22 protein-coding genes are annotated in these 21,832 nt (G+C 72.9%); 8 read left to right on the plus strand and 14 right to left on the minus strand.

Annotated elements, in window-relative coordinates:
• Positions 1–193 precede the first annotated feature (193 nt).
• Complete coding sequence (locus Q5694_RS00305; protein ID WP_333929888.1) at positions 194–649, plus strand: RpiB/LacA/LacB family sugar-phosphate isomerase; 456 nt, start codon at positions 194–196, stop codon at positions 647–649.
• Here Q5694_RS00305 and Q5694_RS00310 read toward each other — a convergent pair whose 3' ends face one another.
• The 5 genes from Q5694_RS00310 to Q5694_RS00330 all read right to left on the minus strand — a co-directional run bounded on the left by Q5694_RS00310 (position 650) and on the right by Q5694_RS00330 (position 7,554).
• Complete coding sequence (locus Q5694_RS00310) at positions 650–1,891, minus strand: PP2C family protein-serine/threonine phosphatase (RefSeq protein ID WP_333929889.1); 1,242 nt, start codon at positions 1,889–1,891, stop codon at positions 650–652. It abuts the gene before it with no gap.
• A gap of 67 nt (positions 1,892–1,958) precedes the next feature.
• A complete protein-coding gene (locus Q5694_RS00315) occupies positions 1,959–4,418 on the minus strand; it encodes a SpoIIE family protein phosphatase (RefSeq protein WP_333929890.1) in 2,460 nt (819 codons plus the stop codon).
• Between the two features lie 439 nt (positions 4,419–4,857).
• Complete coding sequence (gene rocD, locus Q5694_RS00320) at positions 4,858–6,093, minus strand: ornithine--oxo-acid transaminase (protein ID WP_333929891.1); 1,236 nt, start codon at positions 6,091–6,093, stop codon at positions 4,858–4,860.
• The gene (gene ddaH / locus Q5694_RS00325; RefSeq protein WP_333929892.1) at positions 6,090–6,911 is read right to left on the minus strand and encodes a dimethylargininase; all 822 of its coding nucleotides are present in this window, start codon (positions 6,909–6,911) and stop codon (positions 6,090–6,092) included. Before ddaH ends, rocD begins: the two co-directional genes overlap by 4 nt.
• Positions 6,912–7,068: 157 nt before the next feature.
• Positions 7,069–7,554, minus strand: a complete 486-nt coding sequence (locus Q5694_RS00330; protein WP_333929893.1) for an Lrp/AsnC family transcriptional regulator — start codon at positions 7,552–7,554, stop codon at positions 7,069–7,071.
• A gap of 98 nt (positions 7,555–7,652) precedes the next feature.
• Here Q5694_RS00330 and Q5694_RS00335 point away from each other — a divergent pair, with 98 nt between their 5' ends.
• Genes Q5694_RS00335 through Q5694_RS00350 form a run of 4 tightly spaced genes read left to right on the plus strand, consistent with a single transcriptional unit; the run spans position 7,653 to position 11,733 of the window.
• Positions 7,653–8,402, plus strand: coding sequence for a LytR/AlgR family response regulator transcription factor (locus tag Q5694_RS00335; protein WP_333929894.1), 750 nt, complete (start codon positions 7,653–7,655; stop codon positions 8,400–8,402).
• Positions 8,403–8,404: 2 nt separating this feature from the next.
• Entirely contained in the window at positions 8,405–8,800 is a 396-nt protein-coding gene (locus tag Q5694_RS00340) for a hypothetical protein (RefSeq protein ID WP_333930536.1), read from the plus strand.
• A 9-nt stretch (positions 8,801–8,809) separates the two neighbouring features.
• Positions 8,810–10,522: a sodium/solute symporter gene (locus Q5694_RS00345; RefSeq protein WP_333929895.1), complete on the plus strand. Its 1,713-nt coding sequence runs from the start codon at positions 8,810–8,812 to the stop codon at positions 10,520–10,522.
• Entirely contained in the window at positions 10,519–11,733 is a 1,215-nt protein-coding gene (locus Q5694_RS00350) for a sensor histidine kinase (RefSeq protein ID WP_333929896.1), read from the plus strand. Before Q5694_RS00345 ends, Q5694_RS00350 begins: the two co-directional genes overlap by 4 nt.
• A gap of 22 nt (positions 11,734–11,755) precedes the next feature.
• Here Q5694_RS00350 and Q5694_RS00355 read toward each other — a convergent pair whose 3' ends face one another.
• The 5 genes from Q5694_RS00355 to Q5694_RS00375 form a co-directional block, all read right to left on the minus strand.
• Positions 11,756–11,935: a hypothetical protein gene (locus Q5694_RS00355; RefSeq protein ID WP_031137100.1), complete on the minus strand. Its 180-nt coding sequence runs from the start codon at positions 11,933–11,935 to the stop codon at positions 11,756–11,758.
• Positions 11,936–12,015: 80 nt separating this feature from the next.
• Positions 12,016–12,966, minus strand: a complete 951-nt coding sequence (locus tag Q5694_RS00360) for a cytochrome c oxidase assembly protein (protein ID WP_333929897.1) — start codon at positions 12,964–12,966, stop codon at positions 12,016–12,018.
• Between the two features lie 118 nt (positions 12,967–13,084).
• Positions 13,085–14,110 (minus strand): 6-phosphofructokinase, encoded by a 1,026-nt coding sequence (locus Q5694_RS00365; RefSeq protein WP_333929898.1) that lies wholly within the window; start codon positions 14,108–14,110, stop codon positions 13,085–13,087.
• Between the two features lie 203 nt (positions 14,111–14,313).
• Positions 14,314–15,042: a type 1 glutamine amidotransferase gene (locus tag Q5694_RS00370; RefSeq protein WP_333929899.1), complete on the minus strand. Its 729-nt coding sequence runs from the start codon at positions 15,040–15,042 to the stop codon at positions 14,314–14,316.
• A 23-nt stretch (positions 15,043–15,065) separates the two neighbouring features.
• Complete coding sequence (locus Q5694_RS00375) at positions 15,066–16,304, minus strand: MurT ligase domain-containing protein (RefSeq protein WP_333929900.1); 1,239 nt, start codon at positions 16,302–16,304, stop codon at positions 15,066–15,068.
• Between the two features lie 158 nt (positions 16,305–16,462).
• Between Q5694_RS00375 and def the strand changes: the two genes are divergently transcribed.
• Entirely contained in the window at positions 16,463–17,002 is a 540-nt protein-coding gene (def, locus tag Q5694_RS00380; protein WP_333929901.1) for a peptide deformylase, read from the plus strand.
• A 9-nt stretch (positions 17,003–17,011) separates the two neighbouring features.
• Here the strand turns inward: def and Q5694_RS00385 are convergent, their stop codons facing one another.
• Positions 17,012–17,656, minus strand: a complete 645-nt coding sequence (locus Q5694_RS00385) for a TetR family transcriptional regulator (RefSeq protein WP_333929902.1) — start codon at positions 17,654–17,656, stop codon at positions 17,012–17,014.
• 172 nt (positions 17,657–17,828) lie between these two features.
• On the opposite strand from Q5694_RS00385, the gene Q5694_RS00390 reads away from it, so the two are divergent.
• Positions 17,829–19,055, plus strand: a complete 1,227-nt coding sequence (locus tag Q5694_RS00390) for an acyl-CoA dehydrogenase family protein (protein ID WP_333929903.1) — start codon at positions 17,829–17,831, stop codon at positions 19,053–19,055.
• Here the strand turns inward: Q5694_RS00390 and Q5694_RS00395 are convergent.
• Positions 19,052–19,627, minus strand: a complete 576-nt coding sequence (locus Q5694_RS00395) for a cupin domain-containing protein (RefSeq protein WP_333929904.1) — start codon at positions 19,625–19,627, stop codon at positions 19,052–19,054. The two genes, Q5694_RS00390 and Q5694_RS00395, sit on opposite strands and share 4 nt — an antisense overlap.
• Entirely contained in the window at positions 19,624–20,685 is a 1,062-nt protein-coding gene (locus Q5694_RS00400) for a type III polyketide synthase (RefSeq protein WP_333929905.1), read from the minus strand. The genes Q5694_RS00395 and Q5694_RS00400 overlap by 4 nt, the downstream gene beginning before the upstream one ends.
• Positions 20,686–20,858: 173 nt before the next feature.
• Here Q5694_RS00400 and Q5694_RS00405 point away from each other — a divergent pair, with 173 nt between their 5' ends.
• Positions 20,859–21,539: a transcriptional regulator gene (locus Q5694_RS00405; RefSeq protein ID WP_333929906.1), complete on the plus strand. Its 681-nt coding sequence runs from the start codon at positions 20,859–20,861 to the stop codon at positions 21,537–21,539.
• Between the two features lie 49 nt (positions 21,540–21,588).
• On the opposite strand, the gene Q5694_RS00410 is transcribed toward Q5694_RS00405, so the two are convergent.
• A complete protein-coding gene (locus Q5694_RS00410) occupies positions 21,589–21,825 on the minus strand; it encodes a DUF6213 family protein (protein WP_333929907.1) in 237 nt (78 codons plus the stop codon).
• Positions 21,826–21,832: the final 7 nt, after the last annotated feature.

Consider the following 21,832-nt stretch of genomic DNA (forward strand, 5'->3'; position numbering starts at 1 on the left):
TCGTCACCGATCCTCCGCCGATTGACTGACGGTCAGTCATGAACAGGTGCCCGGTGGTGCGGATGCGGCCCGGGAGGACCGCGTGACCAGCGTGCTTCGCCACCTGGGTGCCGGGCAACCGGTCCGGTCGGGATCCCGCCGTCCCGCCTCGTGCCCGGTGCCGTGCGGGGGAGGGGCGGGTAACCTGCCGGACATGCGCATCTCTGTTTCCTCGGACATGGACGAGCCCGTCGCCCGGGCCCTCGTGCACGCGCTGCGCGAGCGGGGCCACGAGGTGCGGACGCACGGCGCGCTGCGGCCCGGCGACGATCCGCAGTGGGCGGTGTGCTCCGAGTCCGCGGCCCGGGAGGTCGCCGAGGGCACGGCGGACCAGGCGGTGGTGTGCTGCTGGACCGGCACGGGGGCCTCGATCGCCGCCAACAAGGTGCCCGGTGTGCGGGCCGCCCTGTGCACGGACGCCTACTCCGCCGACGGCGCCCGCCGCTGGAACGACGCCAACGTGCTCGCGCTCAGTCTGCGCCTGACGTCCGAGCCGCTGCTCGGGGAGATCCTGGACGCCTGGTTCGCCGGCGAGCCCAGCGCGGACCCCGAGGACCGGCAGAACGTGGACCGCGTGCGGCTGCTCGATCACGGCAAGGCCCGGCTGTAGTCACAGCCGCACGATGATGAGGGCGGTGTCGTCCGTGGCACCGCCGGGCGGCAGCAGCTCCAGCAGAACGGTGTCGGCGAGCAGCTCGGGGTCCAGGTCGCGGTGGCGGCGCAGGGAGTCGGCGAGCCGCTCCAGGCCGGTGTCGATGTCCTCGCGCCGGCGTTCGATCAGCCCGTCCGTGTACAGCACGAGCGTCGCGCCCGCCGTGAACGTCGTCGCGGCCTGGGGCCGGGGGATCGGGTCGGGGCGGGCGTCGAGCGGCGTGTCCGTGGCCTGGTCGAGGAACTCCGTGCGGCCGTCGGGGTGTACCAGCACGGGCGGCGGATGACCGGCACTGCTGTAGGTGACGGTCTGCCGGTCGAAGTCCATGAAGGTCGTCACCGCCGTCGCCGACTCGGCCCCGTCGACGACGTGGGCGTACCGCCCCAGCACGTCCAGGGCCTGCGCCGGTCCCTCCGCGACCCGGGACGCCGCGCTCAGCGCGCTGCGCAGCTGGCCCATCACCCCGGCGGCCCCGAGCCCGTGCCCGACCACGTCTCCCACGGACACCCCGGTGCGGTGGCCGCCGACCAGGTCCACCAGGTCGTACCAGTCCCCGCACACGTTGAGCGCCCCGACGGCGGGCCGGTAACGGACGGCGGCCCGGTGGTGGTGCCGGGTCTGCGGCCCGGCGGGCAGCATGGCCTCCTGCAGGGCCAGCGCCACCTCCCGTTCCCGCGAGTGCGCCAGCCTCAGCCGCTCGTTCAGTTCCTGCAGCTCCCGGGCGCGTGTGTACAGCTCGGCCTCCAGCACCCGGGCCCGGCCGACGCGGTGACCGTCGAAGCGGCCCCGGGCCCGGATCAGCTCCGTGACCTCCTCGACGCGGTGCACGACCAGCACCACCGACCCGTCGGCGTCCAGCACCGGTGTGTTCACCGGGCTCCAGTAGCGCTCCTCCCACCGGCCGGGGTGCCGCGGGTCCTCCACGTCGTAGCGCTGCAGGGCCATGGCGTCCCGCTCGCCGGTCGCCAGGACCCGGTACAGCGACGCCTGCAGGTTGCGCACGCCCGTCGCACCGGGGTCGCCGGGGTTGTCGGGGAAGACGTCGAAGACGTAGCGGCCGACGAGCTGCTCGCGGGAGCGGCCGGAGACCCGGACGAACTCCGCGTTGACGTCGGCGTACACCAGCTCGGGCGTCAGCAGCGCCACCATGCCGGGCAGGGACTGGAACACCGCGGAGAAGTCGATCGCCGTTTCCGTCATGGCCGCCGCCTCACTGCTGCCGGGACCACCCCAGTTTCGCACGGCATGGACAGACCTCGCCCGAACGTCAGTCCGCGAGATCCGTGAGGGACTGCTCGGCCCAGATGATCTTCCCGTCGGCGACGAAGCGCGTGCCCCACCGCTGCGTGAGCTGGGAGACCAGCAGCAGGCCGCGCCCGCCCTCGTCCGTCGTCCGCGGGTGCCGCAGGTGGGGCGCGGTGGCGCCGCCGTCGAACACCTCGCACACCAGGGCACGCTCGCGGATCAGCCGGAGCCGGATGGCGCCGGTGGCGTACCGGATGGCGTTGGTGACCAGTTCGCTCACCACGAGCTCCGTCGTGAAGGCCAGCTCGTCCAGGCCCCACCGGGCCAGCTGCCGGGTGGCCGTGCGGCGGGCCTCGGCGACCACGGCCGGGTCCGAGGGCAGCTCCCAGGCGGCGACCTGACCACTGCCGAGACGTTTCGTCCGGGCCATCAGCAGGGCCACGTCGTCGTAGGGGCGGGCCGGCACCAGCGCGTCCACCACGGTCCTGCAGTACGCGTCGAGCGGCCCGCCGTGCTCCAGCGCCCGGCGCAGCCGCTCCCGCCCGGCGTCGACCGCCCAGGTCTCGCCCCGGGCCAGCAGTCCGTCGGTGTGCAGGGCGAGCGTGCTGCCCTCGTCCAGGGACATCCCGACCGCCTGGAAGGGCGGCCCTCCCACCCCGAGCGAGGGCCCTTGCGGGAGGTCGACGAACACGACCGAGCCGTCCGGCCGGACCACGGCCGGCGCGGGATGCCCCGCCGCGGCCATCGCGCAGCCGCCGTCGACCGGGTCGTAGACGACGTAGAGGCACCCGGCGCCCACGCACTGCGAGCCCGCCGAACCCACTGTGCCCGGCTCGGCCCCGTCCTCCCGCGCCGTGCGGGCCACCAGGTCGTCGAGGTGCGCCAGCACCTCCTCGGGCGGCAGGTCCAGGGCCGCCAGGGTCCGCACCGCGGTCCGCAGCTGCCCCATGGCCGCCGCGGCGTCGATGCCGTGCCCCGGCACCTCGCCCACGACGAGCGCCACCCGGGCCCCGGACAGGGGGATCAGGTCGTACCAGTCGCCCCCGAGGCCGGTCAGCTCGTCGGCCGGCCGGTAGCAGGCGGCCACGTCGACCGCGTCCTGCTCGGGCAGGCGGTGGGGGAGCAGGCTGCGCTGCAGCACGAGCGCGGCGTCCCGCTCCCGGGTGTAGCGGCGGGCGTTGTCGACGCAGACGGCCGCCCGGGTCACGAGGTCCTCCGCCAGCCGCAGGTCCCCCTCGTCGAAGGGCTCGCGGCGGTCGCGGCGGAAGAAGGTGGTGACGCCGAGCGTGATGCCGCGCGAGCGGAGCGGCACGGTGAGCACGCTGTGCAGGCCGAGTTCCCGGAACGTGGCGGGCCGGCCGCTCGGGACGTCCGTGGTCCAGTCCCGGGCCCGCGGGTCGATCCGCTCCCCGAGCCAGGAGCGCCCGGTGGCCAGGCACCGGACCGGAGGCGTCCCGGCCCGGAACTCCACCACCTCGCCGATCGCGATGACGGCCTCCACGAGGTCCTCCTGCGCGGACCGGAAGCCCGCGCGGCGCAGCACCACCGGCTCCCCGGTGTCCGCCGGCGGCCCGGGAGCCGGCTCGGCACCCCCGAGCACCGACTCCAGCAGGTCCACCGAGACGAAGTCGGCCAGGCCCGGCACGGCCACGTCGGCCAGTTCCTGCGCGGTGCGGTTGAGGTCGAGGGTCCGGCCGATGCTCTCCCCGGCCCGGTCGAGCAGCGCCAGGCGCTGTCGGGCGCGGTGCCGCTCGGTCATGTCGACGACCGTGTAGTAGACGCCTATCGGCCTGCCCCGCTCGTCCTCGAGCCGGCTGAAGGACAGCATGTGCGCCGTCTCGCGCAGCGGTGCCGACCGCACACGGCCGACGTGCTCGTACCCGACGACCGCCTCGCCCGTCTCCAGCACGTGCCGCATCTGCGCCTCGACGGCCTGGGCGTCCATGCCGGGCTGGACGTCCGCGAAACGCAGGCCGAGCCGGCTCGCCGCCGGCCCGCCGCCGAACTGCTCCAGGGCGGTGTTCGACCACACGAAGCGCAGGTCCGTGTCCACGATCGCGATGCCGACCGGTGCGTCGGCCACCATCTGCTCCAGCACCGTGCGGCTCATGTCCCAGCCGGTCCCCCCGGCCAGCTCCGACAGCAGCACCAGCCAGCGCGAGGCGCCGTGGGCCTCCTCGGCCGAGGCGATCCGGGCCGCGACCCTCACCCGCCGCCCGTCCTTGCGGCGCGCCGTCAGCAGCCCGGCCCAGCCGCCGTCCCTGCGGCACCGCTCGACCAGGTCCGGTACGCGCTGCGCGTCCTCGGCGGCCAGGAGATCGGCCAGCTTCCTGCCGACCGCCTCCGACGCCGGGTACGCCAGCAGCCGGCGGGCGTCGCCGGTCCAGCCCGTCACCACGCCCCGGGAATCGAGCAACAGGGGCGCGGCGTCGGCCACGTCGAACCGATGCCGGGCAACCCCGGACTCCTCGTGTGCGCCCACGGCCGACCTCTCTGTCGCTGAGAGTGGTCTACCACCTCTTGCCCCAATCTTCACCCTTCCGGCGCCAGGGGGCGGCCCGGGCAGGTCCGGTCGGGGCGCCGGGCCCGCCTGCCGGCCGGGACCGGCGGCCGTCCCGCAAGGGCGCCCTCCGGGCTGCGGCCGTCCCACCGGGGCGGCCGGGGGCCTCCGGCCGTCCCGCCGAGGCGGCCCGGGGCCTCCGGCCGTCCCGCCGAGGCGGCTCCCGGGCCGGCGGCCGTCCCGCCAGATGATCTGCGGACCGGCGACCGGCTCACCGGGGCACGGCGCTGCCGGCCGCGGTCGGGGCCTCGCGGGGAACGGCCGGGGCCTCGCCGGGAAGGACCGGGGCCTCGCCGGGAACGGCTGGGGCCTGGCCGGGAACGGCCGGGGAGGGGACAGGCCGTCCCTCCCCGGCCGGACCTCAGCCCAGTGCCTTCTCCAGTGCTGCGAGGGCGTCCCCGAGCTCCTCCGCCGTGACGGTCAGCGGAGGGGCCAGGCGGATCGTCGAGCCGTGGGTGTCCTTGGCCAGGACCCCCTCGCGCATGAGGCGCTCACTGATCTCGCGGCCGGTGCCGAGCGCCGGATCCACGTCGACGCCCGCCCACAGGCCCCGGGAGCGGAAACCGACCACGCCCCTGCCGACCAGGCCGGTCAGACCGTCGCGCAGGACCTCGCCCAGCTCGGCGGCCCGGCGCTGGAACTCGCCCGTCTCCAGCAGTTCGACCACTGCCGTGCCGACCGCGGCCGCCAGCGGGTTGCCGCCGAAGGTCGAGCCGTGCTCGCCCGGGTGCAGCACCCCGAGCACCTCCCGGCGCCCGACCACCGCCGACACCGGCACGATCCCGCCGCCCAGCGCCTTGCCCAGGAGCAGCACGTCCGGCACCACCGCCTCGTGCTCGACCGCCAGCGTGCTGCCCGTCCGGCCCAGCCCCGACTGGATCTCGTCGGCGATGAACAGGCACCCCTTGCGCCGGGTCAGCTCGCGCACGCCGGCCAGGTAGCCGTCGTCCGGGATGATGACGCCCGCCTCGCCCTGGATCGGCTCGATCAGCACCGCGGCCGTCGTCTCGTCGACGGCCTCCTCCATCGCCGCCAGGTCGTTGTACGGCACGACCCGGAACCCGGGCGTGAAGGGCCCGAACCCGGCCCGGGCCGTCTCGTCCGTGGAGAAGCTGACGATCGTCGTCGTACGGCCGTGGAAGTTGTCCGCCGCCACCACGATCGTCGCCCGGCCCTCCGGGACTCCCTTGACGTCGTAGGCCCACTTGCGGGCCACCTTCACGCCGCTCTCCACCGCCTCCGCGCCGGTGTTCATCGGCAGCACCATGTCCATGCCGGTGAGCGCGGCCAGCCGCTCGGCGAAGCCGGCGAGACGGTCGTTGTGGAAGGCGCGCGAGGTGAGGGTCAGCCGGTCGAGCTGGCGGTGCGCCGCCTCGATCAGCGCCGGGTGCCGGTGGCCGAAGTTGAGAGCCGAGTAACCGGCCAGCATGTCGAGGTAGCGCCGGCCCTCGACGTCCTCCACCCAGGTGCCCTCGGCCCGGGCCACGACGACGGGCAGCGGATGGTAGTTGTGCGCCAGGACCGGCTCCTCGGCGCGGATCAGCTCCTCGGAGCCACGGGTCGCCGGCGGGTCCTGTGGCCGGACGGGTGCGGTCATGAGCGGATCTCCCGGATCTCCTGGGTGCAGCACTTGATGCCGCCACCGGCCTTCTGGAACTCGGACAGGTCGACGGGGACCGGGACGTAGCCGCGGGCGGCCAGCTGCGCGGCCAGCCCGCTCGCCCCGGGCGAGATGAACACGTGACGTCCGTCGGAGACGGAGTTGAGCCCGAACGCCATCGCGTCCTCACGGGTGGCGATCACCGCGTCCGGGTACATCCGGGCCAGCACCTCACGGCTGCCCGGCGAGAACGCCTCGGGGTAGTAGACGACGTTCTCGTCGTCGAGGACGAACAGGGCCGTGTCCAGGTGGTAGAAGTACGGGTCCACCAGCGTCAGACTCACCACCGGCACGCCGAAGTACTCCTGCGCCTCGCTGTGGGCCTCCCGCGTGGTGCGAAAGCCCGTCCCGGCCAGGATCCACCGGCCGGCCGGCACCAGGTCGCCCTCGCCCTCGCACACCGCTTCGGGGTGGTAGACCTCGTAGCCCTCCGTCTTGAACCACGCCTCGTAGGGCACGGACTCGGGACGGCGCTCCGGGGCGTGGAACAGCGAACCGAAGACACGGCCGTCGACGACGACCGCGGCGTTCGCGGCGAAGACCATGTCGGGCAGACCGGGCACGGGTTTCACGATGTCCACGGTATGGCCGTGGGCGCGGTAGGTGTCGACCAGCGCCTGCCACTGGTCCAGGGCGCGGATGACGTCGACCGGTTCGTCGGGGTGCATCCACGGGTTGATCGCGTACTGCACGGCGAAGTGTCTGGGTTCGCAGACGAGGTAGCGCCGCCGGCGCGGCACACGGGAGTCGGGCACGAAGGGGTCCCTCCGCTTCCTCACGTTCCGTAATGGGTGGTTGACACAACGGTAGGAACTGAGGGCGGCGGCCGACAAGAAACGAAGATTGCGCGTCGACGCAGGAATGCTGCGTCTTCGTCCTGGTCAGCGCACGCCTGCTGCGCGGCCGGGCGGCCTACTGCGGTGCCGGCTGGCTGGCTCCCGCCTCCGGGCTCTCCGGCAGCAGATGCGACAGCACCATCACGCTGATCGTCTTCCGGATGAACGGCTCCTGACGGATGCGCTCCAGCACCTCCTCGAAGTGCTCCACGTCCCGCGCCCGCACGTGCAGCAGGGCGTCCGCACCACCGGTGACGGTCATCGCCGCGGCGATCTCCGGATAGTCCCGCACGACCTCCGCCAGCCGTCGCGGCGGCGCCGCCCCCTCGCAGTACACCTCGACGTAGGCCTCGGTCCGCCAGCCCAGGGCCGACGGCTTTACCGTGGCCGAGAACCCGGTGATCACACCCGTCTCACGCAACCGGTCGACCCGGCGCTTGACCGCGGTGGCCGACAGCCCGATCGCCGTACCGATCTCGGCGAACGACGTCCTCGCGTTCGCCATCAACGCGGTGATGATCTTCCGGTCGAGTTCGTCGAACGGCGTGGACCTGCTGTTCATGCGGGCACTGTATCCACCGCCGCCCGGGCCCGCCCCGGCCCGGCACGTCCGCCCCGGCCCGTGTCCGCACGCGGGAATCGCCCCTACACTCCGGGTTCATGCTGCGCGCCCTGGCTGTCGACGACGAACGCCCCTCGCTGGAGGAACTGCTCTACCTGCTGCGGGCCGACCCCCGCATCGGCAGCGCGGAGGGCGCCGGAGACGCGACCGAGGCGCTGCGCCGCATCAACCGCGCCCTGGAGTCCGGCCCCGGCGGGCCCGAGGCGATCGACGTCGTCTTCCTCGACATCCAGATGCCCGGCCTCGACGGCCTCGACCTCGCCCGGCTGCTGGGCGGCTTCGCCCGGCCCCCGCTCGTCGTCTTCGTCACCGCCCACGAGGACTTCGCCGTCCGGGCCTTCGACCTCAAGGCCGTCGACTACGTCCTCAAACCCGTGCGCAGGGAACGGCTGGCCGAGGCCGTCCGCCGGGCCGCCGACCTGCGCGGCACCGCCCCGCGCATCCCGGTGCACGACTCCGATCCGGACCACATACCCGTCGAACTCGGCGGTGTGACGCGCTTCGTCGCCGTCGACGACATCACCCACGTCGAGGCCCAGGGCGACTACGCCCGCCTGCACACCGACCGCGGCAGCCACCTGGTGCGCATCCCGCTGTCCACCCTGGAGGAGCGCTGGCGCTCCCGCGGCTTCGTCCGCATCCACCGCCGCCACCTCGTCGCCCTGCGCCACATCGGCGAACTCCGCCTCGACGCCGGTACCGTCAGCGTCCTCGTCGGCTCCGAGGAACTCCAGGTCAGCCGCCGGCACGCACGGGAACTGCGCGACCTGCTGATGAGGAGGCCGTGACGGTGCCCCAGGACCACACCGAGCGCCGCGTCGTCGTCACCGGCCCGCCCCGCCAGAGCCTCCCGCACCCCCGGCTGCGCTCCCGCGGGCGCCACCCCCAGACCTCCGCCTACTACCGGCCGCGCACCGAGATCGACGAGCAGACCACCCTCGGCGACACCTACGTGCGCTCCCTGATGCGCACCCAGCTGCGCGCCGCCCTGACCGTCCTGGCCGTCCTCGGCCTGCTCGTCGGCCCGCTCCCGCTGCTGTTCGCGGCACTGCCGGCCGCCCGCCGCCTGGAATGGGCCGTCCTGGGCTTCGGTCTCTACCTGCCCCTGGTCCTGCTCGCCCGCTGGTACGTCCGCCGCGCCGAACGCAACGAACGCGATTTCGTGCGCCTCGTCGAAGACCGCTGAGCCCGCCCGATGAACTCCGGCTACGCCGTCCCCGCTGTCGCCCTGGTCGTCGTCTCGACGGTCCTGGTCGGCGCGTTCGGCCTGCGCATCTCCCGCACCACCTCCGACTTCTACGTCGCCTCCCGCACGGTCGGCCCGCGGCTGAACGCGGCGGCGATCAGCGGCGAGTACCTGTCCGCCGCCTCCTTCCTGGGCATCGCCGGGCTCGTCCTGGTCCAGGGCCCCGACATGCTCTGGTACCCGGTCGGCTACACCGCCGGCTACCTCGTGCTGCTGCTGTTCGTCGCCGCCCCGCTGCGCCGCTCCGGGGCCTACACACTGCCCGACTTCGCCGAGGCCCGCCTCGCCTCCCAGGCCGTGCGGCGGCTCGCCGGGGCCTTCGTGGTGGGGGTCGGCTGGCTGTACCTGCTGCCCCAGCTGCAGGGCGCGGGCCTCACCCTGACCGTGCTGACCGGGGCGCCCGACTGGCTGGGCGGAGTGACCGTCGCCGTCGTCGTCACCGCCACCGTCGCCGCGGGCGGCATGCGCAGCATCACCTTCGTCCAGGCCTTCCAGTACTGGCTCAAGCTCACCGCCCTGCTGGTCCCCGCCCTCTTCCTGGTGCTGGCCTGGCAGGGCGACGGCGCCCCGCGCAACGCCTTCGCCGAACCCGCCGCCTTCCGCGAACAGCGCGTCGTCCGCGTCGACGGCGACGTCCACCTGAAGCTGGAGCGCCCGCTGACCGTCACGGTCACCGGCACCGTCGACGGCCGCCCCCACACCGGCAACCGTCTCGACCTGCCCGCCGGCACCCACCACATCGCGGGCGGCACCCGTCTGGAGTTCCCGGCGGGCGCCCCCGTCCCCGAGGCCCAGCGAGGCGGCGGCGGCGACCTGTCACCGTCCCAGGCCGAGAGCCGCGAGGAACGCCCCCTGTACGCCACGTACGGCCTGATCCTCGCCACGTTCCTCGGCACGATGGGCCTGCCGCACGTCGTGGTCCGCTTCTACACCAGCCCGCACGGCGTCGCCGCCCGCCGCACCACCGTCGCGGTCCTCGCCCTGATCGGCGCCTTCTACCTCCTGCCCCCCGTCTACGGCGCCCTCGGCCGCCTCTACGCCCCGGAACTGACCCTCACCGGAGATCCCGACGCGGCCGTCCTGCTGCTGCCCGGCCGCATGATCGGGGGAGTGGGCGGCGACCTGCTGGGCGCGCTGGTCGCCGGGGGCGCCTTCGCCGCGTTCCTGTCCACGGCCTCGGGGCTGACCATGGCGGTCGCCGGCGTCCTCACCCAGGACGTGCTGCCCTCCCGGGGCGTACGGCACTTCCGGCTGGGGACCGTGCTGGCGATGGCCGTGCCGCTGGCGGCGAGCGTCCTGGTCGGCGGGCTCCCGGTCGCCGACGCCGTGGGCCTGGCCTTCGCGGTGTCGGCGTCGTCGTTCTGCCCGCTGCTCGTCCTGGGCATCTGGTGGCGGCGGCTGACCCCGCCCGGAGCGGCCGCCGGGATGCTGGTCGGGGGCGGCTCCGCCCTCCTCGCGGTCGCCGCGACCATGACGGGCTACCCGGGCCCGGGCGCCCTGCACGCCCTGCTGGCCTGGCCGGCCCTGTGGTCGGTGCCGCTCGGCTTCCTCACCATGGTCCTGGTCTCCCTGGCCACCCCCGGCCGGGTGCCGCCGGGCACGAACGCGGTGCTGGCCCGGTTCCACCTGCCCGAGGAACTGCGCAGCGAGGTGACGCCGTGAGCGACTTCCTGGCGGGTCTGTGCGTCGCCGTGCTGCCGGTCCTGGCCCTCGGGGTCTGGATCGGCCGGCGCACCGCCCGGGCCGGCAGCCTCGCCGGACTCGGCACGCCCGTCGAGCACGCCACCTTCGAGACCCTGCACACCGCCTCCCTGGCCGCGCCGCCGCTGCGGGCCGGCCTGACCGAGGAGACCGCCCGCAAGTCCGCCCGCAAGCTGCGCTCCCTGCTCGGCACGGACGCCCTGTGCCTCACCGACCGCGAACAGGTCCTGGTCTGGGACGGCGACGGCGCCCACCACCGCGGCGAGATCATGGAACGCCTCGGCGGGCCACTGGCCACCGGCCGCGGTGAGGCGTTCCGGCTGACCTGCGACAACCTGGACTGCTCGGTGCGCTGGGCGGTCGTCGCCCCGCTCACCGTCGACGACCGCGTGCACGGCGTCCTGGTCGCCTGCGCGCCTCGAGAGTCCGCCGTGCTGGTCCGGGCCGCCGGCGAGGTCGCCCGCTGGGTCTCGGTGCAGCTCGAACTGGCGGACCTCGACCGCTCCCGCACCCGTCTCATCGAGGCGGAGATCAAGGCGCTGCGGGCGCAGATCTCCCCGCACTTCATCTTCAACTCGCTCGCCGTGATCGCCTCGTTCGTGCGCACCGATCCCGAGCGCGCCCGCGAGCTGCTCCTGGAGTTCGCCGACTTCACCCGCTACTCGTTCCGCCGGCACGGCGACTTCACCACCCTCGCCGACGAGCTGCACGCCATCGACCACTACCTGGCCCTGGTCAGGGCGCGCTTCGGCGACCGGCTCTCCGTCACGCTGCAGATAGCCCCGGAGGTGCTGCCGGTCACCCTGCCCTTCCTGTGCCTGCAGCCGCTCGTCGAGAACGCCGTCAAGCACGGCCTGGAGGGCAAGGCCGTCCCCGCGGGCAAGTGCCACATCCGGATCACCGCCCAGGACGCGGGCGCCGAGGCACTGGTCGTGATCGAGGACGACGGCGCCGGCATGGACCCCGACCTGCTGCGCCGCATCCTCGCCCGCGAGGCCAGCCCGTCCGGCGGCATCGGCCTGTCCAACGTCGACGACCGGCTCCGCCAGGTCTACGGCGACGCCCACGGCCTGGTCATCGAGACCGCGCAGGGAGCCGGCATGAAGATCACCGTCCGGCTCCCGAAGTACCAACCGGGCGTCCACTCGACGGGCAGGCTGACGGAGGAGTGAGCCCTCGGTGCTGCGCGAGCCCCTAGGTGCTGCGCGTGGTGACCACCATGCCGAGGGTGATCAAACCCAGGACGACCCAGCCGAACCACAGCCAGCCGTTGCTGCCGAGCGCCACCGTGTAGGCCGTCACGACGACGAGACCGCCGACGGTGAGCACGCCCATGGTCTTCGTCGAGTTGGAACCGTTCGTGGAACCGGGCATCGCGACACCCTCCTCGTGGTCCGGTCCCTCCATGGTGCCTGCCGCACGCCCGGCGCGCACGGGCCTTGCGCGAGCCGCCTTCAGCGCCCCTGTGCGTTCAACGAGGCGAGATAGGCGTTGTACGCCTCGAGTTCCTTGTCGCCGTCGCGCTCCGCGGCCCGGTCCGTGCGCCGGGCCTGGCGCTGCTCGGAGGCGTACCACTGGAACAGCAGGGCGATCAGGACCAGCACCGACGGGATCTCGCTGAACGCCCAGGCGATGCCGCCGGCCGCGTTCTGGTCGGACAGCGCCTCGACGCCGAGGGAGGCGGGCGGATTCTTGAACGTCTCGGCCATCGGCTCGGTCGCCATCATCAGGGCGATGCCGAAGAAGGCGTGGAACGGCATGCCCGCGAACAGCTCCAGCATCCGCATCAGGTAGCCGGGCCGGTGGGGGCCCGGGTCCACGCCCATGATCGGCCAGAAGAACACCAGGCCCACGGCGAGGAAGTGCACCATCATCGCGATGTGCCCCGCCTTGGAGCCCATCAGCGTGTCGAAGAGCGGCGTGAAGTACAGCCCGTACAGGCTCGCGATGAACAGCGGGATCGTGAACGCGGGGTGGGTGACGATCCGCATGTACCGGCTGTGCAGGAACATCAGCAGCACCTCACGCGGCCCCCTGCGTCCCCGCCCCGCCGTGGGCAGCGCGCGCAGCGCCAGGGTGATCGGCGCCCCGAGCAGGATGAGGATCGGCGAGACCATGCTGATGACCATGTGCTGCACCATGTGCACGCTGAACATGACCATGCCGTAGTCGTTGAGCTGCGTGCACATCATCAGCATGATGCTCAGCACGCCCAGCGTGTAGGCGACGGTCCGGCCCACGGGCCACTTGTCCCCGCGCCGGACCAGCCGGGCGACCCCCCACCCGTACAGCGCGAGGCCGGCGAGGCAGGCGACGAGGAAGAACGGGTCCGCCGACCACTCCAGCCCTCGCCCCAGCGTGAACGGCGGCAGATCCATGGTCATGCCGTGCCCGCTGTGATCCATCCGCCGGCTCCTGTTTCGTGGGGGTGTGCAACAAGTTGTCCGCCCCAAGAGTAGAACCGCCCCCGGTCACCACTGCGACCGGGGGCGGTTCGGTGTGCTTCAGCAGGACGGTCGAGGCTCAGAGCACGCACTCCGCCTCGTCGTACCGGTCCTCCGGCACGGTCTTCAGTGTCTCCACGGCCTCGGCCAGCGGCACCATCACGATGTCGGTCCCGCGCAGGGCGGTCATGTGCCCGAACTCGCCCCGGTGCACGGCCTCCACCGCATGCCAGCCGAACCGCGTGGCGAGCACCCGGTCGTACGCCGTCGGCGTCCCGCCGCGCTGCACGTGCCCGAGGATGACCGGCCGGGCTTCCTTGCCCAGCCGCTCCTCCAGCTCGACCGACAGCTGCCGGGCGATGCCGGCGAAGCGCTCGTGCCCGTAGATGTCCTTGCCGCCCTCGTCGAAGTCCATGGTCCCGGCCCGCGGCTTGGCGCCCTCGGCCGCCACGACGATGGCGAAGCGCTTGCCCGCCTCGAACCGCTCGCCGACCCGCCGGGTCAGCTCCTCTATGTCGAAGGGCCGCTCGGGGACGACGATGGCGTGCGCGCCGGCCGCCATGCCGGAGTGCAGCGCGATCCAGCCGGTGTGCCGGCCCATGACCTCCACGACCAGCACCCGCTGGTGGGACTCGGCGGTGGTCTTCAGCCGGTCGAGCGCCTCGGTCGCCACACCCACGGCCGTGTCGAAGCCGAACGTGACGTCCGTGACGGCGATGTCGTTGTCGATGGTCTTCGGCACGCCCACGACGGGCAGCCCGCTGTCCGACATCAGCCGGGCGGCCTTCAGCGTGCCCTCACCGCCGATGGGGATGATCGCGTCGAGACCCAGTTCCTCGACGTGGCCCCTGGCCCGTTCCACGCCGTCCCGCAGGTGGGAGGGCTGGACCCGGGAGGAGCCGAGGATCGTGCCGCCGCGGGCGAGGATGCCGCCCACCGCGTCGAGGTCGAGCTTGAGGTAGTCGCACTCCAGGAGGCCCTTCCAGCCGTCCCGGAAGCCGATGACCTCGTCGCCGTGGTCCACGACGGCGCGGTGCACGACGGACCGGATGACGGCGTTCAGGCCGGGGCAGTCGCCGCCGGACGTGAGGACACCAATGCGCATAGCCCGAAATACCTTCTCCACGTGGGCCGGGGACCGGACCACGTCGTCCGGCGGGAATCCCCGCCACCCTAGCGGCATCGGGGGGCCGGACCGAAGCACGCGTCCGCCTGCTGGACGACCCCGCTCACCTGTGCGGATGGGCCGTCAGACGGGCTGTTGACCCGCAGGTTGACGCGTGCCTCGGACGAGCTGCGGCGTCGCGCTCAGGCGGGCTGCTGAGCTGCCGCGATGCGCTCGTTGCGCAGGGCCTCGTACCAGCGGTCGTCCGTCGGCGGCAGCGCGTTGACGTCCAGGGCCAGCTTCAGCAGCAGGTCCGCGATCAGCGGGTTGCGCGCCAGCACCGGGCCGTGCATGTACGTGCCGAAGACGGTGTCGTTGAACGCGCCCTCGGTGCCGTCGCCCGTGCCGTTGCCGTTGCCGAACCGGACCCGGGCGAGGGGGCGGGCGGTGGGGCCGAGGTGGGTGACGCCCTGGTGGTTCTCGAAACCGGTCAGCGGCGGCAGCCCGAGGCGCTCGTCGACGTCGCCCAGCACGTCACCGACGCACCGCGCGCCCTCGCCGCGCACCGACACCACGTCCAGCAGTCCGAGGCCGGGCTCGCGCTGGCCGAGGTCGTTGATGAACTCGTGGCCGAGGATCTGGTAGCCGGCGCACACCGAGAACACGATGGCGCCGTTCTCCACGGCCCGGGTCAGTCCGCCGTCGCGGCGCAGCCGCTCGGCGGCGAGCCGCTGCGGCCGGTCCTCGCCGCCGCCGATCAGGTAGATGTCGCCGGAGGTCGGGATCGGCTGGTCGCTGCGCACGTCCAGCCGGGCCACGTCCAGGCCGCGCTGCCGGGCGCGGCGCTCCACGACGAGGACGTTGCCCTGGTCGCCGTAGGTGCTGAGCAGGTCGGGATAGATCCAGACGACCCGCAGTTGGTTGTCGCTCACAAAAGTCCCCTGACGTCTCGTGCTCAGTTGCCGACGCGGCGGCGCAGGTCCTGGAACGCCGTGTAGTTGGCGATGACCTCGATCCGGCCCGGCGGGCAGGCGGCCACGGCCTGGTCGAGGTTGTCGTGGACCTGGAAGTTCTGGTCGGCGACCTCCAGGCGCACCGCCAGGTCCAGCCGCCGGTCGCCGATCACGCAGATCGGGTGGCCGGTCAGGCGCGTGTAGTCGACGTCCCACAGCCAGGAGGTGTCGGTGCCGTCGGCGCCGCGCGCGTTCACGGACAGGATGACCGGCGTGGGCGGCGGGTCGATCAGGGAGAACGTCTCCAGCCAGCCGGCCGGGTTCTTGGCGAGCAGGAGCCTCAGGTCACGGCCCTGGAACTGGACGACGTCGTACCGTCCGGCGACCGCCTGGACCTGGTACATGCGCTCCAGCGCGACCTGCGGCGGCACGCCGAACACGGCGGCGACCGCGGCCGAGGAGGCGGCGTTGGCCTTGTTGGCGCGGCCGGGCAGCTGCAGGTGGATCGGCCAGGCCGAGCCGTGCGGGTCGAGAACGTGGTCGCCGGACAGCGCCCAGCTCGGCGTCGGGCGGCGGAAGCCGCACTCGCCGCAGAACCAGTCGTCACCCGGGCGCTGCATCACACCGCCGCAGGACGGGCACGACCAGGCGTCGTCCTTCCACATCTGTCCCGCGGCGACCCAGACGACGTTGGGGGAGGAGGAGGCGGCCCACACGACCAGCGGGTCGTCGCAGTTGGCCACGACCACGGCCTTGGAGCCCGCGAGTCCTTCGCGCCAGTTCTCGGCGAGCATGCGGGTCTCGGCGGCCCGGTCGAGCTGGTCGCGGGAGAGGTTGAGCAGCGCGATGCACTTGGGCGCGGTGTCCCGGGCGACTCCGGCGAGGTACTTCTCGTCGACCTCGATCACGCCGTACCGGGCGTCCGAACCGCCGGCGAGCGCCGAGGTGATGCCGGCCGGCATGTTGGCGCCGAGCGCGTTCGACACGACGGGTCCCGCCGCGCGCAGGGCCTCGGCGATGAGCCGGGTGGTGGTGGTCTTGCCGTTGGTCGCCGAGACCAGTGTCACGTCCAGGTTCTGCGCCAGCCGGGCCAGAAGGTCGGGGTCGAGCTTGAGCGCCACCCGGCCGCCGATCACCGATCCGCTGCCGCGTCCCGCGGCGCGGGACGCCGCCGCGACCGCCTTGCCCGCGGTCACGGCCAGCTTGGCCCGCGGCGAGAGCGGGTCCGAGTTGCCTGCCATCAGTTCTCGATCCTCCTTGCGTACGCGCCGCGCCCTGAAGCCTGACGGCCACGTGGTGTGGACCTCAGCCTATCGAGATCCCTTCGCACTCCCGAACCGCGGCACTGTGGCGAACTCGTGCGGAAGACGCGGACCGACAGGACCTTACTCTTGCCGCCATGCGACACAGCCCCATCCCCGGCGCCCGCGGCCGCGTGAGACCCCTCACGCTGCACGGCGATCCCGTCCTGCACACACCCTGCGCGGAGGTCACCGACTTCGGCCCCGAACTGGCCCTGCTCGTCGAGGACTTGTTCGCCACGATGTACGCCGCGCGGGGCGTCGGACTCGCCGCCAACCAGGTCGGCGAGCCGCTGCGGGTCTTCGTCTACGACTGCCCGGACGACGAGGACGTCCGCCACCTGGGGCACGTCGTGAACCCGCGCCTGGTCCGGGCGGACGGGGTGGTGGTCCGCGGCCCGGAGGGCTGTCTGTCCCTGCCGGGCCTGGAGGCGGGCACCGAGCGCCACGACCACGCCGTGGTCGAGGGCTTCACCGCGACCGGCGAGCCCGTCACGGTCCACGGCACGGGCTTCTTCGCCCGCTGCCTGCAGCACGAGTGCGACCACCTGGACGGCCGGATCTACGCCGACCGCCTCAGCGGCCGGCGCCACCGCAGACTGATGCGGCAGGTGGCCAGGGCTTCCTGGAACACCTGAGCGCCGCGGTCAGAACCCCGGGCCCCCGAGCCGGTCTCCCACGGTCGCCAGACGCCCCCACAACAGGTCCGCCAGGCTGCGCACCAACTCGGCACGGGAACAGGGCCGTTCGCCCAGCCACCAGTCCCCGGCCGCGTGCATCATGCCGACGATCCCGTGTCCCCACACGCGCGCGAGCTGCTGGCCGCCCGGCCCGAGGTCCAGCCGCTCCTCGATGACCTGGGCCAGCTCCTCGCCCATCCGCCGCAGCAGCGGGGCGCTGTGCTTGCCGACATCGAACCCGGCGTCCCCCGGCTGGCCGCCCTCGGCGGGGTGCATCAGGAACCGGTACACCTGGGGCCGTGCCTCGATCGCGGCGAGGTAGGTGTCGAGCGTCGCCTCCACGCGCTCACGCCGGTCCGCCGGAGCGTCCAGCGCGGCCCGCAGGGAGTCCAGCAGGGCGTCGGTGTGCCGTTTGGCGAGGGCGGCGTAGAGTCCGCCCTTGTCGCCGAAGTGGCGGTAGAGGATCGGCTTGGTGATCCCGGCCTCCGCCGCGATCGCGTTCATCGAGGCCTGGGGTCCGTCGCGCAGCACCACTCGGTCGGCGGCCTCGAGCAGCTCACGCCGCCGGCGGTCGGCGGACCGTTGCTGATCGGTCCGCTGTGTGGTGTCCATGTGCTCTCCCCACCCGTGGTGTTTCGATGACGCCTGCGCAAACTAGCACTCGGGCGTGTTCCGGACACGGAAAGGGTGCCGACCGGTCGGTAGGAGTTGACGCGGACTACCCGCCGGTAACAGACTGCCGTTACCGCAAGTAACATGCATGTGCGCCGCTGGAGGGGACGACATGGCCGAGTTCACCATGGAGCTCAACGACGAACAGAAGGAGGTCCGCGACTGGCTCCACGGCTTCGCCGCCGACGTGATCCGGCCCGCGGCCGCCGAATGGGACGAGCGTGAGGAGACTCCCTGGCCGGTCATCCAGGAGGCCGCCAAGGTCGGCATCTACTCCCTCGACTTCTACGCCCAGCAGTACTTCGACCCCACCGGCCTCGGCATCCCCATGGCGATGGAGGAGCTGTTCTGGGGCGACGCGGGCATCGCCCTGTCCATCGTCGGCACCGGCCTCGCCGCCGTCGGCGTCCTCGCCAACGGCACCGAGGAACAGATCGGCACCTGGATCCCCCAGATGTACGGCGACGCGAACGACGTGAAGGTCGCCGCCTTCTGCTCCTCCGAGCCCGACGCCGGATCCGACGTCGCCTCCATGCGCACCCGGGCCGTCTACGACGAGGCCAAGGACGAATGGGTGCTCGACGGCACCAAGACCTGGGCGACCAACGGCGGCATCGCCAACGTGCACGTCGTCGTCGCGGTCGTCGACCCCGAGCTGGGCTCCAAGGGCCACGCCTCGTTCATCGTCCCGCCGGGCACCGAGGGACTGTCCCAGGGCCAGAAGTTCAAGAAGCACGGCATCCGCGCCTCCCACACCGCCGAGGTCGTCCTCGACAACGTGCGCGTCCCCGGCTCCTGCCTGCTCGGCGGCAAGGAGAAGCTGGACGAGCGGCTCGCCCGCGCCCGGGAGAAGGCCAGGCAGGGCGGGGAGCGCGTGAAGAACGCCGCCATGGCCACCTTCGAGGCCTCCCGCCCGGCCGTCGGCGCCATGGCGGTCGGCACCGCCCGCGCCGCCTACGAGGTCGCCCTCGACTACGCCACGACCCGGCAGCAGTTCGGCCGGCCGATCGTCGACAACCAGGGCGTGGCGTTCCAGCTCGCCGACATGCGCACCGCGATCGACGCGGCCCGGCTGCTGGTCTGGCGCGCCTCCTGGATGGCCGTCAACGGCAAGCCGTTCACCGCGGCCGAGGGCTCGATGTCCAAGCTGTTCGCCAGCGAGACCGCCAAGAAGGTCACGGCCCAGGCCATCCAGATCCTCGGCGGCAACGGCTACACCCGCGAGTACCCGGTCGAGCGGATGCACCGGGATGCCGCCATCTACACGATCTTCGAGGGCACCAGCGAGATCCAGCGCCTGGTCATCGCCCGCACCCTCGCCGGTGTGCCCATCCGCTAGCCGTGCCTGAGCGGCGTCAGCTGCTCGATGTCGTACCGCGCCCGGAGCTCCTCGATCGCCGTGTGGTCCGGCGGGCCCCCGGCGCCGAGGATCTCCAGCAGTTCCTCGAAGTACCGCTCGTGGTCCGGCGGCGGGCTGGCCTGGAAGAACATCTTCGCGGGCTCGTCCGTCGGGTTGGCGAACGCGTGCGGGCACCCCGGGGGCACGACGATCACCGTGCCCGGGGTCGCCCGCACCACCCGGTTGCCGGCGGCGGACTCCCACCCCTGCCAGTGGTCCGGGGTGCGGATCCGCGGCTCGAAGGCGAGCACGTCCAGCTCGCCCTCCAGCACGTAGAACAGCTCCTCGCTGCGCGTGTGCACGTGGGCGCCGACGTCGAAGCCCGGCGGCACCACCACCTCGAAGGAGGAGGCCGCGCGGGAGTGCGCACCGGTCACCTTGAACGTCACGTGCTGGGCCGGGGCCCGGACGACCCGGCCCTGCCCCGGCGGGACGAGCAACCCTTGCGGCGGCGCCGTCGTCCCCGCCTCACCACCCCCGGTTCCGGGGATGACGGCGTGTGGGACGCTCATCCCGCACCGCCCCCGTCCCGCCAGCGGCCCAGCGCCATCTCCGCGGTGATGCCGGGCCCGAACCCGGCGACCAGCCCACGCGCCCCGGCCCCGGGCCCGCCCTCGTCGAACAGCCGGCGCAGCGCGTCCAGGACGACGGCACTGGCGATGTTGCCGTACTCGGTGAGCGTGGCCCGGCTGAACCGGAAGGCGTGCGGGTCGACGCGCAGGAACGTGCTCAGGTCGTCCAGGATGCGCGGCCCGCCCGCGTGAACGATGTAGAAGTCCAGGTCGGACGCGTCCCACCCGTGGTCGCCCGCCAGGTCCGTGATGACCGGTGCGAGCGGCTCCATGGTGCCCGGGACCCGCTTGTCCAGCAGGAAGTGGAAGCCGGTGGCCCGCACGTCGTACGTGATCCAGTCCTCGGTCTTCGGGATCAGGAACGAGCCGTTGCGCTCCAGTGCGATGCCTTCGCCGCCCCGGCCGCGCACCACGGCGGCGGCGATGCCGTCGCCGAACAGCCCGTTCGACAACAGGGAGCCGACGCCGGTGTCGGTGGGCTGGTAGCACAGCGAGCAGAACTCGCAGGCCACGATCAGCGCGTTGGCCTCCGGGTAGGCGGAGCAGAAGTCGTGGGCCCGGTTGATCGCCGCCCCGCCCGCCGCGCAGCCGAGCTGGGCGATCGGCAGCTGACGGGTGGTCGGCTCGAAGCCCATCTCGTTGATCAGCCAGGCCGTCAGCGAGGGCATCATGAAGCCGGTGCACGACACGTAGACGATCAGGTCCACCTCGGTCGTCAGCAGCTCCGCCTCGTCGAGGGCCCGCTGGACCACCGCCGGCACCCGCGCCTTGGCCTCGGCCTCGTAGAGCTTGTTGCGCTCCTCGAAGCCCGGGTGCCGCAGGGTCTCCTCGATGGGCTGCACGATGCGCCGCGTGCGCACCCCGGTGTTCTCGATCAGCCGGAGGGCGAGCGGCAGTTGGGGATGGCCGGCGTGGCGCTGCCGCGCCAGCTCCAGCGTCTCCTCCATCGTGATCACGTACTCCGGGACGGACACCGAGGGTCTGCACAAAGTCGCCATGAACCATGCCTGCTTTCGCCTTCCGGGAGGCCTTCGCCCCCCGGCCAGAAGGTGGTTCACCACTGGGGTGGTCACCCCACGATCACCCGCGGCCACGGTGACTTCGCGCCGGGCTACTCCGTACCGGGGAAGACGTGCAAGGCTCGTTGCGGCACACGGATGACGGAGGACGGATGACGGAGGACGCCATGACGCACCCGGCACGGGACCTGCTGACGAGGACCACCGCACGGCTCGCCCCCGATCCGCGCTCCAACCCCCTCGTCCCCCGCATCGCCGACGGCACGGCACCCCGCTCCGTCCTCGCCGCCCTGGCCCTGGAGCAGAGTTGGGTGATCCCCGCGGACCGCCGTGCGTTCGAGCATCTGGCGCACCGCTGCGCGGCGACGGACCCGCGGTCCGCGGCCTTCTTCACGGCCCTGGCCCAGGGCGAGGTGCTGGCGGGGGAGCGGCTGACCGCCTTCGCCCGGGCCTGCGGCGTGGACGAGGAGCGGCAGGCGTCGTACGCCCCGCTCCCCGGCTGCCAGGCCTACCCGGCGTACGTGTCCTGGCTGGCCCTGGGCGCCTCACCGCCGGACGCGGTCCTGGCCCTGACGGCCAACTTCTCGGCCTGGGGAGGCTGTTGCGCGCAGATCGCCGAGGCCCTGCGAAGCCACTACGGCTTCACGGACGACGCCTGTGCCTTCTTCGACTTCTTCGCGCAGCCGTCCCCCGACCTGGACCGCCTGGCGACGGAGGCGGTGCAGGCGGCCCTGGACGAGGAGCGGCTGGACGAAGGCACGGCACACCGGTACGGCCGTCTGCTCCAGCGCTACGAGGCGATGTTCTGGAGCACCCTCAGTGCGGTTCCCTAGGAGTGCGGGGAACCGCGCGACGAGCCCCGCGGTCCCGCACACGCCGCCCCTACGTCGCGGTCCCGCTGCTGTGCGCGATACAGGCCACATCGATCCGGTCGGCCAGTTTCGCCAGCTCGATGGTCAGAGCCGCCACCGTGTCCTCGTCCAGCCCGGACTCCCCGTCCTCCACCAGCCGCACCCACCGTCCCCCCACCGTCCGCAGCAGCTTGCTGACATCCGCCGCAGCCACCTGCAGGGTCCCGCGGTTGTCGACGATCAGAGGCAGAGTCACTTCGCGGTTCACAGACGGG

The sequence above is a fragment of the Streptomyces sp. AHA2 genome, from assembly GCF_036857595.1.
Lineage (GTDB): Bacteria > Actinomycetota > Actinomycetes > Streptomycetales > Streptomycetaceae > Streptomyces.

What these genes read in the sequence shown, in the direction of transcription:
- Q5694_RS00305 (WP_333929888.1), top strand. Translation starts at nt 194, where the DNA reads ATGCGCATCTCTGTTTCCTCGGACATGGACGAGCCCGTCGCCCGGGCC.
- Q5694_RS00310 (WP_333929889.1), bottom strand. Translation starts at nt 1,891, where the DNA reads ATGACGGAAACGGCGATCGACTTCTCCGCGGTGTTCCAGTCCCTGCCC.
- rocD (WP_333929891.1), bottom strand. Translation starts at nt 6,093, where the DNA reads ATGACCGCACCCGTCCGGCCACAGGACCCGCCGGCGACCCGTGGCTCC.
- Q5694_RS00330 (WP_333929893.1), bottom strand. Translation starts at nt 7,554, where the DNA reads ATGAACAGCAGGTCCACGCCGTTCGACGAACTCGACCGGAAGATCATC.
- Q5694_RS00335 (WP_333929894.1), top strand. Translation starts at nt 7,653, where the DNA reads ATGCTGCGCGCCCTGGCTGTCGACGACGAACGCCCCTCGCTGGAGGAA.
- Q5694_RS00345 (WP_333929895.1), top strand. Translation starts at nt 8,810, where the DNA reads ATGAACTCCGGCTACGCCGTCCCCGCTGTCGCCCTGGTCGTCGTCTCG.
- Q5694_RS00355 (WP_031137100.1), bottom strand. Translation starts at nt 11,935, where the DNA reads ATGCCCGGTTCCACGAACGGTTCCAACTCGACGAAGACCATGGGCGTG.
- Q5694_RS00360 (WP_333929897.1), bottom strand. Translation starts at nt 12,966, where the DNA reads ATGGATCACAGCGGGCACGGCATGACCATGGATCTGCCGCCGTTCACG.
- Q5694_RS00365 (WP_333929898.1), bottom strand. Translation starts at nt 14,110, where the DNA reads ATGCGCATTGGTGTCCTCACGTCCGGCGGCGACTGCCCCGGCCTGAAC.
- Q5694_RS00375 (WP_333929900.1), bottom strand. Translation starts at nt 16,304, where the DNA reads ATGGCAGGCAACTCGGACCCGCTCTCGCCGCGGGCCAAGCTGGCCGTG.
- def (WP_333929901.1), top strand. Translation starts at nt 16,463, where the DNA reads ATGCGACACAGCCCCATCCCCGGCGCCCGCGGCCGCGTGAGACCCCTC.
- Q5694_RS00385 (WP_333929902.1), bottom strand. Translation starts at nt 17,656, where the DNA reads ATGGACACCACACAGCGGACCGATCAGCAACGGTCCGCCGACCGCCGG.
- Q5694_RS00390 (WP_333929903.1), top strand. Translation starts at nt 17,829, where the DNA reads ATGGCCGAGTTCACCATGGAGCTCAACGACGAACAGAAGGAGGTCCGC.
- Q5694_RS00395 (WP_333929904.1), bottom strand. Translation starts at nt 19,627, where the DNA reads ATGAGCGTCCCACACGCCGTCATCCCCGGAACCGGGGGTGGTGAGGCG.
- Q5694_RS00400 (WP_333929905.1), bottom strand. Translation starts at nt 20,685, where the DNA reads ATGGCGACTTTGTGCAGACCCTCGGTGTCCGTCCCGGAGTACGTGATC.
- Q5694_RS00405 (WP_333929906.1), top strand. Translation starts at nt 20,859, where the DNA reads ATGACGGAGGACGCCATGACGCACCCGGCACGGGACCTGCTGACGAGG.